The following is a 13,649-nucleotide window of genomic DNA, read 5'->3' as shown; positions in this document are numbered from 1 at the left end:
TAGCCGGGATTGATGTAGGTGATGTCGGCGATGCCGTCGCGCGCCATGTCGTAGTGATCGAACGCCTTGCCGAGCTGCTCGGAGGGAAACACCGTGACCTTGATGGTGCCGCCCGAGGCCTTTTCGATATCGGCGGCCCAGGCCTGCGTCGCCGGCACCAGCGGATGCGCCGGCGGCACCCAGAGCGACACTTTCAGATTGACGGTCTTGTCCTGCGCGAACGCAGGGGTCACGCTGGCGGCCAGCAGCAACGCCAAAAACGCTTTTCTCATCGACATCGTTTCCTCCCGGCAACAGGCTTCAAGGCTCTTTGCGGATATTGTTATATGATATAATTATCATTGCAAGTGGCCGGACCAGGGCCCACCGGCAGGTGCCGTTGAAGCCTACAATGATCACGGGAGCAAGTGTTGCGAACAAAAGTAGTGCTGGCGCGAATTCGCGCCGGCGTGCTCGAACAGGGCACGGTCGAGCTTTTGAACGAGGTTGGCGTCGCCGCGCGGCTACATCGCGAAGGCCTGATCCACGGGGGTATCGAGCTTGCATTCGCGGGCGCGCGCCATCGCATCGACCTGAAGCAGTCAACCGGCAAGGTCGTGACCATTTACGGCCAGACCGAGGTTACCCGCGACCTGATGGATGCCCGCGACGCCGCTGGCCTCCAGACGGTATACGCAGCCGACCATGTCAGTCCCGGCGATTACGACACCGACCACCCCCGCGTCAGCTTTGTCAAGGACGGCACCACCCACAAAATCGAATGCGACTTCATCGCCGGTTGCGACGGCTTTCATGGCATCAGCCGCCAGAGCGTGCCGGCTGCCGCGCTCGAAACCTTCGAACGAATCTACCCGTTCGGCTGGCTTGGCGTCTTGTCGGAGACCCCGCCGATCTCGCCGGAGCTGATCTACACCAACCACCCGCGAGGGTTCGCGCTTTGCTCGATGCGCTCGATGCATCGCAGCCGATATTACGTGCAATGCAGCCTTGAGGACCAGGTCGATCAATGGCCGGACCAGAAATTCTGGGATGAATTGAAGCGGCGGCTGGATCAGGAGGCGGTAGCCCACCTCGTCACCGGGCCTTCGATCGAAAAAGGCATTGCGCCGCTGCGCAGTTTCGTCGCCGAACCGATGCGGTTCGGACGGATGTTTCTGGCCGGCGATGCCGCGCATATCGTGCCGCCGACCGGCGCCAAGGGGCTCAACCTCGCCGCCAGCGACGTGTATTATCTGTCGCGCGGCTTGCGCGAGTATTACGACGAGAAATCTTCCGCAGGGATCGATGCTTATTCCGCCAAGGCGCTGGCGCGGGTCTGGAAGGCGGTGCGCTTTTCCTGGTGGATGACCTCGATGCTGCACCGCTTTCCCGACACCGAAGGTTTCGGGGCACGCATTCAATTGGCCGAATTGAGTTATCTGGTAAGTTCGCAAGCGGCCAGCACATCGCTGTCGGAAAACTACGTGGGACTGCCGTATTAGAGTTGCCGGGTTGGCAAAACATGCTCGCGCTGTACTTCACTCCGGGCTCCAGTTCGATGGCGGTGCACATCGCGCTGCATGAAATCGGCGTGGCTTTCGAGCCGCGGCCGCTGTCGTTTCGAAATAACGACCTGCGCTCGCCTGGCTATCTCGCCCTCAACCCGGAGGGGAAGGTCCCCACCCTTCTCATCGACGGGCGCCCGCTGATTGAGGTCGCGGCCATCCTCTATTATCTCGCCAAGCGCTTTCCCGAGGCCGCGCTGTTGCCACCGGACGATATCGAGGCGGATGCGCAGGCGCTGTCGTGGATGTCCTTTGCCGCTTCGACACTGCATCCAGCGCGCCGGCGGGGACTCGAATACGCCCGGGAGGTCTACGGCATCGCCGACCGGCGGCTGGGAAGCGGTTGGGCGCTGGGCCGCTATTCGATCGCCGACATCCATCTGTTTCGGCTGTGGTGGCGGCTCGCGAATTCGCTCAAGCCCGCACCCGAAGCATTCCCAAACCTCACGGCGCATTATGCGCGGATGATGGCCCGCCCCGCGGTGCGGCAAACGATCGAGATCGAATCCGCGATCGGATATGAACTGCCAGCGTGATTGCACCTCTTGTCACGACCATCCGAACCTGCTTTATCGCCGTTATTCCGCAGCCCGACGATTTGCAAATCGCGCTTGATTTCACTGCCGTTCAGCGTGGTGCTGAACGCGTCCGCAACATGCTGCTGGATCTCAGGCAGCGGTTCGATCTGTCGCCGTTCGAATATTCGAAACAGGTCCGGATCGCGCCAACCGAACTGCCATATAGCCATCCCAGGATCACGCTGAATACCTGGGTACGCGATGATCTCGGCTTGCTGTCATCAAATGGGCGGCTCATCCTCGCTGGTGACGATCGGCCTCGCGGTCGATTTCATCGGCACGGCGAAAGTGGCTCGCCGTGGAGAGCGACGTCATCAGAACCGGCAGCACGATCTGCTTCGCGCAGAGCCTCATCAAGGCCGACGGCTTCGTTGTCGCGCGCGCCAACGCGACCTTCCGCGTGGTGCCGAAGCACGAATGACAGCGCTTGAAATCATGCCCCGCCGAAATGCCAATGGCTCGATTCTATGACCAGATCGATGAAGGTCCGCACTTTGGCCGACAACAGCCGCGACGTCGGATAGACGAAGTGAATCGGCGGGGCTGGCTGCTCGAATTTCTCCAACACGATTTGCAGCCGACCGGCCTTGATCGCCGCAGACGCCTGATAGGCCAGCACCTGCGTCAGGCCGCCGTCCTGCTCGGCATATTGGATGGCCGCGTCGGCGCTGTTGGTCAGAAGCCGCGGCTTGCATGCGATACGGATCTCGCGGCCATCTTCGACGAAGCGCCAGTCCGGCGGCGCGGTCGGCGCGCCGAACTGGATGGTCTCGTGCGTGGCGATGGCCTCCGGCCTGTCCGGCTCACCGCGCCGCCGGAGATAGCCGCGGGAAGCGACCACGATCCGCCGCATCTCGCCGACGCGGCGCGCGACCAGGCTGGAATCGGCGAGATGACCGATGCGGACGGCGAGATCGACACCATCCTCGACCAAGTTGATGATGCGATCCGATAGCCGCAATTCGCCGGTCACGGCGGGGTAACGTTTCAGATAGGCCGACATGATCGGGCTGACGTGGAGGCGTCCGAAGCCGATTGGCGCCGAAACCGCCAGCCGGCCGCTTGGCGACGTCCGTTCGCCCTCGGCCGAGCCTTCGGCTTCCTCAACGTCGGCGAGAATTCGCCTGACACGCTCCAGATAGCGCGCGCCGACATCGGTCAGTGTCACCGATCGCGTGGTCCGCTGCAGCAGCCGCGCGCCCAAACGATCCTCCAGCGCCGCAATCAGACGCGTGATTCCGGATGGCGACAACCCGAGTTTGCGGGCTGCCGGCGCAAATCCGCCGAGGTCGGCCACCGCGGCGAAAGCCTGCATCGCGTCGATACGGTCCATGTCACTATTGCATATATTGCAATAGTGAAGTGTCAATCTGAAAGATTGCTCGGAAACGGAGTGACCTTACATATGGCGCAGGCACGAACGTTATTTCGTCCAGCCACAGGAGATGTCCAAATGCACGCCGCTCAGACTTATTCCAGCGACATCGCGTTCACCCCGGCGGTGAAGGCGGTACAGGTCCGCAAGGGATCGCGTGAGGCCTATGCCCGCGTCGAGCAGAACGGCAGCTGGCGCACCGAGATCGACGACCACCTCGCCGCGTTTCTTTCCGAGGCGAACAGCATGTACCTTGCCACCGCGAGCGCGGACGGACAGCCCTATATCCAACACCGCGGCGGGCCTAAGGGTTTTGTCAGGGCACTGGACAAGAACACGCTGGCGTTCGTCGACTACAGCGGCAACCGCCAGTTCATCACCCAGGGTAATCTGTCGGAGAATCCGAAGGCGACTATCTTCCTGATGGACTACGCGCATCGCCGCCGGATCAAGATCTGGGGCGAGGCGAGGGTGGTCGATGACGATCCAGCGCTTTTGCAATCGCTGATGCCGCAAGGCTACAAGGCGCGGCCGGAACAGGTCATCCAGTTCAGGATTTCAGCATGGGACACGAACTGCCCGCAGCATATCCCCCAAAAATTTGACGCCGCCGATGTGGCGGCGGCACTGGCCGCGCGCGACGCGCGGATCGCCGAGCTGGAGAGGGAGTTGGCGGCAGCAAAGGCCGCACCGGATGCAGCGCACTGAACCGTTTTCGAGCGAAAGCCGGCCGCCGGGGAGTGATCCAGCCCGGGCAGGCAGGATCCGGCGCCGGGACGGGTTTGCTTTCAAGTAAACGCATCAAAACAAAGCAATAGAGTCGGTTCTGTTCCATCAGAACCGAGCTCTGGTGTTCAGGCCGCCTGACGCAGCGGTGTCCAGCCGAACTGTGGATAATATTGGAGCATCATCCGGTCGACATAGGCCGTGAGATTTCCGAACTGTTCGGCCCGTTGCCGCAATTCCGAGGCAAAGAACGGCGTCAGGATCCCGACCAGCACACCGAATGCACTGGCGTCGGTGCCGCAGGGTGTGTCACCTATCAGATACGGCTTGTCCCCAAGCTGAACCGACAGCGCAAACAGCGAGCGAACTGCAAGATCGACATCTTCATCGGGGGCGTGACGGCCGAGACCGCTCAACAGGTAGTTCTCGGCGACACGGAATTGCGCGTCTTCGCGAAGTTTCTCGCGCAAATGCGCGGGCGCTCCGTCAAAGAAATGCGCCGGCCCTTTGGCAAAATTCTCGGCATTGACCCAGCGCGCACCGACCAGCGCCCAATAGAGATGATGCTCGATCATGCGCTCGAGCGCCCAGGCCTGCGCGCGCTGCTGCAGAGTGAGCGGGGCGTCGAAATCGAAGCCGTATTTGCCTTCAAGGTGGGCGCGGATGAACGTGGAATCGGCGATGCGCTCGGCCGCATCATCGATGTAGGGCAGCTGCCCCTTGGGCGACGCCGGCGGCATCGCTTTCTCCTTGCGATAGGCAAGGCCGGCCATCTTCAGATGGACTTCGGTCTTGGTCACGAACGGGCTTATTTCCGGCAGGCCGAAGCCGGGGCCGAAGCCATAAAGGGTAATCACGTGAACACTCCCGATTTCCTGAGCAGGCGCTTGAGACTAGCCATCCCCTGCTGCCACCGTGGTGTCAGCAGCGGCGCCATCGTTGCCCAGAGGTCGAGGCCGTACAGAATCATCATGGACAAAATCCTCTTGGTTGAAGTGTTGTCCCGGTATACTGGCCCCCTGCTGCCAACATGCTGTCAGCATCGAATGGCGGTGGTGTAAGAGGTTCTAAGAGAGATAAAGGGACCTGCCATGAGACGTGCCGACCGGCTGTTTCAAATCATTCAGGTGCTCCGGCGCACCGCAAGACCGCTGACGGCGGACGCGATCGCGGCCGAGCTGGAGACCTCGAAGCGGACGATCTACCGCGACATCGCGAGCCTGATCGAACAGCGCGTGCCGATCCGCGGCGAAGCCGGCATGGGCTACATCCTGGAGAAGGGATTCGACCTGCCGCCTTTGATGCTCACACCCGATGAAATCGAGGCCGCCGTGCTCGGCGCGCAATGGGTGGCCGGCCATGCCGACGAAGTGCTGGCACGCGCCGCGCTGGACCTGATGGCGAAAATCGCCGACACCGTCCCCGAACGGTTGAGGCCGTTCGCGCTCGAACCCGCCAGCGGCGCGCGTCCCGGCTGGAACCGGGAGCCTGACCGCATCGACATGGTGCGCACACGCGCCCAGATCCACGAAGGCAAGAAAATCACGCTGAGCTATCGCGACGAACATGGCCGCGACAGCCACCGCACCATCTGGCCGATTGCGGTCGGCTATCTCGAAGCGGTGCGGCTGCTGGCAGCGTGGTGCGAGCTGCGCAAGGATTTTCGCAGTTTCCGAACTGACCGGGTCGTCGAGGCGGTGTACCACGACGAAAAATACCCGGAGCGGCGCGATTTGCTGCGGGCGAGATGGCGCAGGAGCCTGGTCTGGGAGGCGCCGAAAGATATCTGATGGCCGGCCGCTTCATTCCGCGCTAGTAGAGCATGATCCGGAAAAGCATGCCCTCGGGCATGACCAGAGGTTGGGAACCAGTTTTCCCCGGACAAACGCAAAGCGTTTGCTCGCAGTTCGTGCTCAATCGAAGAGATGAGATCATGATCCGATTTCTTTTCGGATCATGATCGAGGCAAGCCATGGAGATTAGCAGTCCAGCCTTTGATGTCGAAAGCCCCTGCCAGGCCTGCGGCGCCTGCTGTTCCCATTCGCCCGACTGGCCGCGGTTCACCACCGAGGACGACGCGGCGCTGGATTTGATTCCAGAGGAATTCGTCAACGAAAAACTCTCGGGCATGCGCTGCGACGGCGACCGCTGCACCGCCTTGTCCGGCCAGGTCGGGTTCAAGACCTCGTGCACGATCTACGCCGTGCGGCCCGAAGTGTGCCGCACCTGCATGCCCGGCGATGTCGAATGCGACGTGGCGCGGCGAAGACACGGCCTGCCGGTGCTTGCGCGGCAGGGAAGCGGCGGGTGATCAGAGCATGATCGGGAAAAGCATGGCCTCGGGCTGAACCCGAGGGAGAAACCGCCGCGGCTCAGGCGGTCACGACGTCTGCAAAATCTTCGTCGAACTCGTCGACGATAGGCACGAACGTGCTGAGCGGTTTGGTCGAGAGCGTGATCGGCTTGCGGTTGCCGTAGGACGATGACGGCGCGGAGCGTGCGGCCGGTTCGCCCGACAGCGCGTAAAGCGTGGAGCCGACGCGTCCGCCCAACTGAATTAGCTCGCGTTCACTGCAGCTTGCGGCGATCGAGAGCGCCAGCGCGTGCAGGTGGCTTCTGCGATAGCAAAAAAGCGCCAGCCTGGCCCGGACATCGGAGGAGACGCTCTCCAGCAGTTGGGGCAAGCCGCTTCGGCTAGCGCGGTACATTTCGCCGAGCAATTCGTCCTGGACCGGGCAGAAATCGTTCTCGAAGGCGTCGCGGCTTGAAAACATTGCGGTTCTCCCTTGCCGCGAGGATGCAGCGCAACCTTCTAACGAAAGGTTAACCACGCCCCCCGGTAGTATTCCGGGGTGCTTGATCGATTTCAGCGAATCAGAACGGCTTGGCCCTCTCCTGATCGGCGTCAGAGCGAGTTTGCCTTCATTCAGTTGGCCACTGCTAGTCAGCGGCTGCTCGGTCATCTTTCTTCTCCTAAGCAATCAACCGTTCGCCGCCATGAAAATCGACAAGCCGAAGCCGGTCAGATGGTGCAGCGCTTGATCGACGCCGATCAGCGTCCAGAACCATGGGTGCTTGTTCTCCTGCGTCACGCCGAATGTCGCAGCGCAAAATCCCTTGGCGCGATCGACGCTGATGTGGATCGCAAAATCAATCAGGGCGACGAACCAGAACTGCGGCGCGATCACCAGGAGCAGCGCCATTGCCACCGTGAGGTGCACGAGGCAGTGCGCCAACAGCGGCAGTGCCCACCCGGTCTTCTGGTCCTTGCCAATGGCCATCCAGGAAGTTTGCAACAGGAAATCGGCGATGATGTGCTTGACTGAAAGCAGCAGCATCCAACCCACGAGCGCACCAACCGGAACCGACGATGACATGGGTGGGAATGACAAAGCTGACGCCCTCGCTGGACCGACGTGGAACGACACGGAAAAAAATGCAGGTGTTCAGCGCAAACTTCTGCTCAAATCCGGACAATTCGACCGGTATTGACCTTTTATGACATCTCCGGGGCCGGAATGCACCTGCGTGGAACCTGAAAAAAGCGATAGGTCGGCGCCTCCATGATGCCGATCTGCCGGTTGGCTTATCGAGGGGCCTGGGTTTTGCAATCCGCCGCGGCCCGGATATCCTCCCCAAACTGGAAAACAGTCTGATTTTTTTCAAACTATCGCCTTTCGGCGGGCGTTCCGCAACGTCGATCCGGCGGCGTAGCGCCGGGTGTGGTAACAGCCATGACCGCCGACCTCGCAATGCCAGAACCGCACCCTCGCCCACCCGTTCGCGGCCGGTCAGAAGCAACCGCCAGAGAAGCTGCTATTCGCCGCGCTGACGCTGATCCTGACGGTAGCGACGGTTTGGGCCGGCCGGGCCTGGCTGGAATTCCGAAACGCTGATCTTCGCCGTCGGCGACGCCAATGGCTGAAGCCCATTTCGCCGAGAGGCTCGCCGCCGCCCTGAAGAACACGGGTAACAACCTTGGCGCGCTGGACCTTTAGCCCTGCTGCCTGCAATTTGCGCGCACCAAAACTCACGCACGAGGAACCGATCCCGGTTTCACTGGCACGCGCGTCGGGGATGAAACAGATGGTCGCTTTTCCGGTGATCGAAAACGCCCTGCTCAAGGCCGTCCTCGTCTGCTACCTTTGAGGGCCGCATAAATGCCCAGGCATCAAGGCCAAGTGCGCTGGAAGCCGCGTGCACTCAAAGCGTAACCACGATCTGGGAGTTCTCAGTCAGCGCCACCGGATAGATTTTGAGGCTCGCGCAGTCAGGCCCGATACCTTCGCCGGTTCGCAAATCGAACGTGCGGTCGTGCAGCGGGCAAACCAGCGTAGCGCCTGCCACCAATCCATCGGCGAGCGGACCGTTGCGATGTGGGCAGGCAGCCTGCGTCGCATAGACCTCGCCGGCATGGGTTCGGAACACCGCAATTTTCTCGCGTTCGACGATGAAGTTTCTGCCCTCGCCAGGAGGGATATGGTCAACCGTACCGATCAAAACAGATTTTGTCATTTCACGCCTCGCCTGCAGCAATAGCGGTTGCGAACTGGTTGGCGGTCTTGGGTGCGTCCGCCTCCTTCCAGGGATCATAGGTCGCGTCCGTTGACCGCTTCATCGCCGCATCCAGCTCGGCCGCGATGCCATCAGAGTCCTCGATTACGACCGTGCGAATGCGTTCGATGCCGAGGCGTTCGAGGAACGTGTAGGTTCGCTCCTTGTATTTGGCGTTCTCGCGGTAGTACTGCATGAAGCGGCCGGCATAGAGCAGCGCGGCATCCTCATTGTCGACCACGCAGAGCAGATCGCCCTTGCGGACATGGGCACCGCCGGCGCCGCCGACATAGATTTCCCATTTGCCGTCGCCGATCGCGACCACGCCGATATCCTTGATCAGCGCCTCCGAGCAGTTGCGCGGACAACCGGCGGTGGCGAGCTTGAGCTTGCCGGGACTTTCGATGCCGCGAAAGCGGCGCTCGATCTTCAACGCCAGTCCCATGCTGTCGCCGAGACCAAACCGGCAGAAGTCGGTGCCGATGCATGCCTTGCAGGTGCGATAGCTCTTGCCCCAGGCATAGCCCGCGGGCATGCCGAGATCGTTCCAGATCCCCGGCAAATCATCTTTTTCGACGCCCACGAGGTCAATACGCTGGCCGCCTGTGACCTTGACCAACGATACGTTGTATTTCACGGCCGCATCGGCGATGCGCCTCAACTCGGCGGGCGTACACACCCCGCCCGGCATTTCCGGCACGACCGAGAACGTACCATCCTTCTGGATATTGCCGTGGACGCGATCGTTGATGAACCGCGCACCGCGCTCGTCGATATATTCATTGCTCCACAGCGTGATCAAAAGCGAAGCCAGCGCCGGTTTGCTCGGCGCATCCTCGATTCCCCCGGCCAGCGCTTTAAACACCGACGAGACCGATCTCAGCCCCTGCTCGCGAACGGCCTTGATCAATTCGGCCTTGTTGAGCGGGATCGACGGCACGTAATAGTGAACGCTCGGATCCTCCTGCACGTCGCCACCGCAGAACCATTCGACCACCTCCTTGACCATGGACTTGCATGAGCCGCAGCCCATGCCGGCGCGGGTCGCGTCCATGACGGATTTGGTGCTGCGTTTGCCGGCCGCGACGCAGGCGCCGATCACGCCCTTGGTGACGCCGTTGCAGTTGCAGACCTGCGCGTCGGCCGGCATCTCATCCAGGGTGATCTTGGTGCTTGGTGTCCCCAGATCGAACAACAGCGACAAGCGCTCCTCCGGCAGCGGCGAGTCCCTGTCGAAGGCCTGCATCAGATAGGCGGCCTTGCTGATGTCGCCCATCAGAATGCTGCCGACCAGGCGGCCGTCCCGCACGATCAGCTTCTTGTAGGTGCCCTTTTTCGGCTCGGTAAACTGGATGACTTCGTCGCGCTCCTCACTGGGCTCGGTCGCTCCCATGGATGCGAGTTCGATGCCCATCACCTTCAGCTTGGTGGCGAGCTTGGATCCCAGATAGACCGACGAGGTATTTTTGGCGGTGATGTGATCGGCAAATACCTTGCCCTGATCCCACAGCGGTGCGACCAGGCCATAGACCCGGCCGCGATGCTGCGCGCATTCGCCGACGACATAGACATTGGGATCGTCGACCGAGCGCATGTGATTGTCGACCACAATAGCCCGTTCGACCGTCAGGCCGGCGCGCACGCCGATCTCCGAGTTCGGCCTGATGCCGGCGGCAACGATCACCATGTCGCAGTCGAGATTGGTGTCATCCTTGAAGGTAAGACCCTCGACCTCGTCTTTGCCCCTTACCTCGCTGGTCAGCTTTTTCAGATGGACCTGGATGCCCATCCCCTCCATCGCCTTCTTCAGCATGGCGCCTGCCGGAACATCCAGTTGCATTTCCAGCAGATGATCGGCGAGATGCACGACATGGGATTGACATCCCAGCACGGTCATGGCGCGCGCCGCCTCGAGTCCCAAGAGGCCGCCGCCGATGGTTACCACCGCCTTGCTCTTTTTGGCGTATTCCACGATCGCCGCACAATCGTCGATGGTGCGATATCCAAATACGCCAGCCTTGAGCTTGCCGTCGCTGGCGTAGGCCCCGGCCATCGGCGGAATGAACGCCCGGCTGCCGGTCGCGATCAGAAGCTTGTCGTATTGCTCACGGACCCCGTTGGTCGACACCACGACCTTGGCGGCGCGATCAAGGGCCTCCACCCTTTCGCCGGCGTGCAGCTTGATGCCGTTCTCGGTGTACCAATCGAGCGGATTGATGAGGATGTCATCGGCGGTCTGGGATCCGTTCAGGAGGTTAGACAGCAGAATCCGGTTGTAGTTGCCGTAGACTTCGTCGCCGAACATGACGATGTCGAATTGATCGGCCCCGCCCCGCGCCAGAACTTCCTCGACCGCGCGGGCGCCTGCCATGCCGTTGCCGATGACGACGAGTTTTTGCTTTGCCATGTTCGGCTCCGATCAGATTTCCAAGAGGCCGATGTCAATCACGAGTGATCCCTGCACGCCGGCAGGCGCCGCCATGAAGACTTCAAGCTTGGTGTCGGGTTCGAGATCCTCGACAACGGCCAATGGAACGTGTTCGGAGCCTTTTGCCTCGACTGGAAAATATCGCATTGGCTGTCCGGCCCGCATCAGCACGAGATAGATCATCTCGCCGCTGGAGTTGCCGGCGCGGAAATAGATCAGTTGGGCGCGTTTGTCCGGCGGAACGACGTAAACGAGCTCGTCGCTTACCGGGGCGATCTTGTCGTATCCGCTTCCCTGAAACGAATAGACACCATTCAGGAATTTGGGCTTTGCGTCGATCATGGTGTGTCCTCTCAATTCAGGTAGGTCGCGATCGTTGCCTCGCTGCGCGTCGAAGCCGGGGTCGCGGCTTTTTCAAGCCGGACGGCGCAGACTTTGAATTCCGAATTTTCGATACGGGATCGAGCGCCGCCAGCGTGAGCGCGTTGGCGCTTCCCGCCGCGCCCCAATGAAAGGGTACGAACACCGTGTCGAGACGGATATCCCGCGTCAGGCGCGCCTTGATCACGATCCGGCCCCGTCGCGTTTCCACAACGACGAGATCGCCGTCCGCGATATGCAGCCCGCGCGCGGTGTCGGGATGGATCTCGACAAAGGGATCGGGATCAGCAGCGTTCAAATCCGCTATGCGGCGCGTCTGCGTGCCCGACTGGTACTGCGCGAGTACGCGACCCGTGGTAAGAAAATACGGAAATTCCTGGTCCGGCATTTCGGCCGAGGGCCGATGCTCGACCGCGTGAAACCTGGCTTTGCCATCATCTGTACCGAACCGGTCGAGAAACAGCCGCGGCGTATCCGGTCGATCCACCGACGGGCAGGGCCAGAACACGCCATCCTGGGCAACGATGCGGTCGTAAGTAATGCCCGCGTAATCTGCCGTACCGCCGGCGCTTGCGCGCCGGAATTCTTCGAATACTTCGCGATTGCCGTCGCTGAAATACTGGCCGCGGCCCAACCGATCGGCAATCGCCTTCAGGATCTGCAGATCGCTCCAGACCTCTTTTGGCGGCTCTTTGGCGCGCTGACGCAAAATAACGCGGCCTTCGAGGTTGGTCATCGTGCCTTCTTCTTCGGCCCACTGCGTGACCGGGAGCACGACGTCGGCCAGTTCGGCGGTTTCCGAAAGAAAGATGTCGGCAACGATCAGAGTGCCGACCGATTTGAGCCGATCGACCAGCCGCGTCGCATCCGGCGCCGAAACGACGATGTTGGAAGCGACCACCAGCAGACAGTGGATGCTCGCGCCGACGGCGTTCAGCAACTCGGCCGCGGACAGGCCTGGCCGCGGCAGCTCTTCCGGGGCGATATTCCATATCGCGGCGATCTCGGCCCGGTGCGCCGCATTGTCCAGCTTGCGATAGCCCGGCAGTTGATCCGCCTTCTGGCCGTGTTCGCGGCCGCCTTGGCCATTGCCCTGCCCGGTCATGCAGGCATAGCCGCTGAAGGCTTTTCCGGAGTGTCCAAGCGCCAGCATCAGATTGATGAAAGCGAGCACATTGTTGACACCCTGACTTTGCTGTTCAGGACCGCGTCCGGTCAGCAACATCGCGGTTTCGGCTTCACCGAGTATTGCGGCAGCTTTCTCCAAGAGAGCCGCCGGCACTCCGGTGACCCGCCCTGCTTGGCCTTTTGCTCGTCATCACGCTTTTCACGACGATGCGCCATCATGGCGGCAGGTCCAGCCCCGGGGCGAGCTCAATTGTGCAACAAAGGCGATGAATGAGCTGGCACTGGAAACCGCGCCGGCTAATTGACCTTGCTCGGTGATCGAAAGCAAATCCGGATTGCGGTCGGGATCGAACAGACATTTCCGAAGTTCGGATCATCGATTTACGCTTTAGTTGCATGACAGTCATCTCACTACCCGCCCCTGCTAATCCCTGTTAATACAGGTCCGGAAACAGGGGCATGCGGTTTCCCGTGTTGCTTCGAAGGGTTGGCAAAGGCGCTCTTCGCGCCGTGCCCACCCCTTGCTTGAGTAAGCTGGTGGGCACGCCATCGGCTCGCGCCTGCGCGCGCCCCGACGGTTTTGCCCACCCTACAAAGTTCCGATGCACTTTTCAAACAGCCGAGCAAGATAGTCTGAGATCGTCATTGATAGTCCGAGATCGTCATTGCGAGCGTTAGCGAAGCAATCCAGCTTTGGTGCCGCGAAAAGAAAGCTGGATTGCTTCGTCGCAAGGGCTCCTCGCAATGACAGCTTATTCCAAACGCGCGCAAACGGCTCGCGGCGCGAGGCGCCCGAGGTTTGCCAGAAACCTTTCGCCCTGCAAACAGAGGGCGCGGGGAATGCCGCGATGCCCAGTGGCACCCGCAGCCTCGCGTGCAGAAAACGGCCATCACGCACACGAGTATTCACAGCGAGGCACCGAAACATCCGGCAT

The 13,649-nt window shown here is 61.2% G+C and carries 15 protein-coding genes and 2 pseudogenes; 7 read left to right on the top strand and 10 right to left on the bottom strand.

The window, feature by feature from the left end:
• Window positions 1-272: pseudogene (locus tag ABSG20_RS16225) on the bottom strand (TRAP transporter substrate-binding protein); the annotation flags it as partial.
• 138 nt (window positions 273-410) lie between these two features.
• On the opposite strand from ABSG20_RS16225, the gene pobA reads away from it, so the two are divergent.
• The 3 genes and pseudogenes from pobA to ABSG20_RS16210 form a co-directional block, all read left to right on the top strand.
• Window positions 411-1,481: a 4-hydroxybenzoate 3-monooxygenase gene (gene pobA / locus ABSG20_RS16220; protein ID WP_423865525.1), complete on the top strand. Its 1,071-nt coding sequence runs from the start codon at window positions 411-413 to the stop codon at window positions 1,479-1,481.
• A gap of 20 nt (window positions 1,482-1,501) precedes the next feature.
• Complete coding sequence (locus ABSG20_RS16215; protein ID WP_423865524.1) at window positions 1,502-2,080, top strand: glutathione S-transferase family protein; 579 nt, start codon at window positions 1,502-1,504, stop codon at window positions 2,078-2,080.
• A gap of 240 nt (window positions 2,081-2,320) precedes the next feature.
• Window positions 2,321-2,543 (top strand): annotated as a pseudogene (locus ABSG20_RS16210) (PaaI family thioesterase); the annotation flags it as partial.
• A 12-nt stretch (window positions 2,544-2,555) separates the two neighbouring features.
• Here ABSG20_RS16210 and ABSG20_RS16205 read toward each other — a convergent pair.
• Window positions 2,556-3,455 (bottom strand): LysR family transcriptional regulator, encoded by a 900-nt coding sequence (locus ABSG20_RS16205; RefSeq protein ID WP_423865523.1) that lies wholly within the window; start codon window positions 3,453-3,455, stop codon window positions 2,556-2,558.
• A gap of 120 nt (window positions 3,456-3,575) precedes the next feature.
• Here ABSG20_RS16205 and ABSG20_RS16200 point away from each other — a divergent pair, with 120 nt between their 5' ends.
• The gene (locus ABSG20_RS16200; protein ID WP_423865522.1) at window positions 3,576-4,205 is read left to right on the top strand and encodes a pyridoxamine 5'-phosphate oxidase family protein; all 630 of its coding nucleotides are present in this window, start codon (window positions 3,576-3,578) and stop codon (window positions 4,203-4,205) included.
• Window positions 4,206-4,351: 146 nt separating this feature from the next.
• Here ABSG20_RS16200 and ABSG20_RS16195 read toward each other — a convergent pair whose 3' ends face one another.
• Window positions 4,352-5,080, bottom strand: a complete 729-nt coding sequence (locus ABSG20_RS16195) for a glutathione S-transferase family protein (protein WP_423865521.1) — start codon at window positions 5,078-5,080, stop codon at window positions 4,352-4,354.
• Window positions 5,081-5,314: 234 nt separating this feature from the next.
• Here ABSG20_RS16195 and ABSG20_RS16190 point away from each other — a divergent pair, with 234 nt between their 5' ends.
• A complete protein-coding gene (locus ABSG20_RS16190; RefSeq protein ID WP_423865520.1) occupies window positions 5,315-6,013 on the top strand; it encodes a helix-turn-helix transcriptional regulator in 699 nt (232 codons plus the stop codon).
• A gap of 182 nt (window positions 6,014-6,195) precedes the next feature.
• Window positions 6,196-6,534: a YkgJ family cysteine cluster protein gene (locus tag ABSG20_RS16185; RefSeq protein WP_423865519.1), complete on the top strand. Its 339-nt coding sequence runs from the start codon at window positions 6,196-6,198 to the stop codon at window positions 6,532-6,534.
• Between the two features lie 61 nt (window positions 6,535-6,595).
• Here the strand turns inward: ABSG20_RS16185 and ABSG20_RS16180 are convergent, their stop codons facing one another.
• Together ABSG20_RS16180 and ABSG20_RS16175 are read right to left on the bottom strand one after the other, a co-directional pair.
• Window positions 6,596-6,997, bottom strand: a complete 402-nt coding sequence (locus ABSG20_RS16180; protein WP_423865526.1) for a hypothetical protein — start codon at window positions 6,995-6,997, stop codon at window positions 6,596-6,598.
• 207 nt (window positions 6,998-7,204) lie between these two features.
• Window positions 7,205-7,561: a DUF3307 domain-containing protein gene (locus tag ABSG20_RS16175; protein ID WP_423865518.1), complete on the bottom strand. Its 357-nt coding sequence runs from the start codon at window positions 7,559-7,561 to the stop codon at window positions 7,205-7,207.
• Window positions 7,562-8,201: 640 nt separating this feature from the next.
• Between ABSG20_RS16175 and ABSG20_RS16170 the strand changes: the two genes are divergently transcribed.
• Window positions 8,202-8,372: a hypothetical protein gene (locus ABSG20_RS16170; RefSeq protein WP_423865517.1), complete on the top strand. Its 171-nt coding sequence runs from the start codon at window positions 8,202-8,204 to the stop codon at window positions 8,370-8,372.
• Between the two features lie 54 nt (window positions 8,373-8,426).
• On the opposite strand, the gene ABSG20_RS16165 is transcribed toward ABSG20_RS16170, so the two are convergent.
• The 5 genes from ABSG20_RS16165 to ABSG20_RS16145 form a co-directional block, all read right to left on the bottom strand.
• Window positions 8,427-8,738 (bottom strand): Rieske (2Fe-2S) protein, encoded by a 312-nt coding sequence (locus ABSG20_RS16165; RefSeq protein ID WP_423865516.1) that lies wholly within the window; start codon window positions 8,736-8,738, stop codon window positions 8,427-8,429.
• 1 nt (window position 8,739) lies between these two features.
• Window positions 8,740-11,184: a nitrite reductase large subunit NirB gene (gene nirB / locus ABSG20_RS16160; protein ID WP_423865515.1), complete on the bottom strand. Its 2,445-nt coding sequence runs from the start codon at window positions 11,182-11,184 to the stop codon at window positions 8,740-8,742.
• A 12-nt stretch (window positions 11,185-11,196) separates the two neighbouring features.
• Window positions 11,197-11,547, bottom strand: coding sequence for a molybdopterin oxidoreductase (locus tag ABSG20_RS16155; protein WP_423865514.1), 351 nt, complete (start codon window positions 11,545-11,547; stop codon window positions 11,197-11,199).
• Window positions 11,548-11,563: 16 nt separating this feature from the next.
• Window positions 11,564-12,853, bottom strand: a complete 1,290-nt coding sequence (locus ABSG20_RS16150; protein ID WP_423865513.1) for a molybdopterin oxidoreductase family protein — start codon at window positions 12,851-12,853, stop codon at window positions 11,564-11,566.
• A 450-nt stretch (window positions 12,854-13,303) separates the two neighbouring features.
• Window positions 13,304-13,649 (bottom strand): hypothetical protein (locus tag ABSG20_RS16145; RefSeq protein WP_423865512.1); only part of this gene is annotated, 346 nt, incomplete at its 5' end.

The sequence above is a fragment of the Bradyrhizobium sp. genome (assembly GCF_049512235.1).
GTDB lineage: Bacteria > Pseudomonadota > Alphaproteobacteria > Rhizobiales > Xanthobacteraceae > Bradyrhizobium.
Note: the sequence above shows the minus strand (reverse complement) of the source record. Positions and strands in the feature narration are given on the sequence as shown.